The following is a 2,342-nucleotide window of genomic DNA, read 5'->3' on the forward strand; positions in this document are numbered from 1 at the left end:
AACCCCACCCCAGACCCCTTAATCGCCTGCGACGACGACAGCAATGGTTTTACAGACTTCTTCTTGCACACCGCAGACGATGACATTACCGGTGGCGACCCCACCCTTACGGTCACCTATCACTACACCGAGCTTGACGCCCGTACCGACGAGGGCGAGCTCCCTGAGCCCTTTGAGAACATCATCCCCTATAACGATGAAGTTTGGGCACGCGTAGTGGGTCCCAACACCAGTTGTTACGCCCTTGTAGCCCTAGAATTGGAAGTCCGTGATAGCCCCGTGCTCACGGTTCCCGAGCCCTACCGTCTGTGTGATGACGACAGCGACGGCCTTGCCATTTTTGATCTCACCACCAAGGAAGACGAGATCTTGGGTGGCCTAGACCCCCAACTATACGATTTGTATTTTTATGTAGTAGAGCAAGACGCAATAGACGCCGGGATGGCCGCTTTGGACAACCCCGACTTCTCCCTTGCCATACAAAATACAGGAGCCTACCAAAACCAAGTTCCAAACACCCAGACCCTCTACGTATTAGGCGTGGGCACAAACTTAAACACCAGCCCCAACAACGGCGGAGCAGGCTGTTATGACATTGTGGAGCTCGAGCTCATCGTGGATCCGATGCCTGAAGTATTCGAGCCCGCCGACTACCACCTTTGCGACGACACCCTAAACGGAAGCACACCCACCGACCAAATAAGCACCTTTGACCTTACCACCCGCGATGCCGAAGTTACCGGTGGCGCCCCCGGAGTATCAGTCACCTGGTTTGAGACCCTAGCCGATGAGGCCGCCGACAATCCCATCGCCAACCCCACAGCCTACCAGAATACCACCAACGCCCAGACCATTGTGGCCCGAGCAACCACCAGCCTTGACTGCAAGGATCTGGCAACCCTGACTCTAGTGGTAGACCCACTGCCAACCCCAGCCACACCCGATCCCCTTGAACTTTGCGACCAAGGCGATGGCTTTGCCGAATTCGACCTGAGCCAACGTACAGTAACGATCATCAACGGCGAGCCCGATGTTAGCGTAACCTACTACCCCACACAAGCGGAGGCAGAAGCCGGAGGTCCCGGTGCAATCCCCGACCCAACCGCATACACCAACACCGTACCTTTTAACGACTCCGTTTGGGCACGCATCGAAAAAGACATTACAGGCTGCTACGCGATTGTGGAACTCGAGCTTATTGTGCACCCACTCCCCGAAGCCCCGGACGCAAACTTTATGGATCCCTACTTGGTCTGTGACCTAAACGGAGATGGACAAGCCATTTTTGATCTGACCCTCCAAGACGCATCGGTATTGGGCAGCCAAGACCCAGCAGCCTTTGCCCCGATAACCTACTACATCGACCTAACGGATGCAGAAGCAGGCACCAATGCAATCGATCCCGCCGATGCCTTTGCCAGCGCCGGGCAGACCATCTGGGTACGCCTGGAATTTCTAACCACCGGCTGCGCCCAAATAACCCCCTTTGAGCTTGAAGTGGGCGGCTTCCCCACCCATGGACAGGCAGACGATCTAGTAAAATGTGACGATGAAGAAAACGGCAGCACCAATAACGACGGCATCTCCACCTTTGACCTGACCCAGAACACCCTGCCGATACTCGATGGCGACCCCAGCCTGAGCGTACGCTATTATGCCAACCAAGACGACCTAGACAACGATACGCCCATTGCCGACCCAACAGCCTACCAGAACGTGGAGACCCCAGAGCAGGAGATATTCGTTGGTATAACCGGCCAGAACACCTGTAGCGACAGCATCAGCTTCCTGTTAACGGTAAACCCGAACCCGGCCCCCGTAGCACCTACAACCTTGTACGCCTGCGACCCAGATAACAATGGGATTACCTATTTTGATCTGGACAGCAAGACCGCCGAGATCAGTGGAGGCGACCCCACCCTTGGAATCACCTACCACGAGACCCGGCAAGATGCCGCCACGGGCAACTACCCCTTGGCCAGCCCCTATGAGAACATCGTGCTGTTTAACCAAACCCTTTTTGTACGTGCCGCCTACGCTGGTCCCCCTATGGGTACGGGCTGCTACGCAATTGTAGAACTGGAACTCGAGGTACTCCCAACCCCAGTGATACCGAACGACCTTCCAGACCTTACGGCCTGTGACGATACCGGATTCTACCAATTTGACCTTACCGAACAAGAAGCCCTTATTTATGGCGACCAGCCCCGCGAAGACTATCGCCTTACCTACCACCTAACCGAGGCAGAGGCCATCAGTGGCAATGCCCCAATTGCCGACCCAGAAGCCTATACCAATGAGACCAACCCCCAGACCATCTGGGTACGCCTAGCCACCAACGA

General features: G+C 55.7%; 1 protein-coding gene. It reads left to right on the forward strand.

What is annotated here, in order from left to right:
• A partial coding sequence (locus QPK98_RS15500) for an FIDD domain-containing protein (RefSeq protein ID WP_494337534.1) occupies positions 1-2,342 on the forward strand: 2,342 nt, incomplete at both ends.

The sequence above is a fragment of the Aequorivita marina genome, from assembly GCF_031631895.2.
Classification (GTDB): Bacteria; Bacteroidota; Bacteroidia; order Flavobacteriales; family Flavobacteriaceae; genus Aequorivita; species Aequorivita marina.